A 242-nucleotide genomic window follows, 5' to 3' on the forward strand; every position below is an offset into this window, starting at 1 on the left:
CTTAATGACTGGAGTAGATGCTTTAATTGCCAAAGGTTTTATTGATGAGTCTAAATTGTTTGTTACCGGTGGCTCTGGTGGCGGCGTACTTACCGCGTGGATAGTTGGCCATACCGACCGTTTTGCCGCAGCCGTGGTTGCTAAACCTGTAATTAACTGGATCAGTTTTGTACTAACTGCCGACTTTTACCCGTTCTTTGCTGACTATTGGTTTCCGGGTAAGCCGTGGGATCATATAGAAC

Annotated in this window: 1 protein-coding gene; it reads left to right on the top strand. The window is 45.9% G+C overall.

Features of this window, described 5'->3' with window-relative positions:
* Positions 1-242, top strand: a 242-nt coding sequence (locus AAEY62_RS24390; protein ID WP_350637058.1) for a prolyl oligopeptidase family serine peptidase, incomplete at both ends; no start/stop codon positions are given.

Source organism: Pseudoalteromonas sp. GW168-MNA-CIBAN-0100 (assembly GCF_040309225.1).
GTDB classification, from domain to species: Bacteria; Pseudomonadota; Gammaproteobacteria; order Enterobacterales; family Alteromonadaceae; genus Pseudoalteromonas; species Pseudoalteromonas arctica.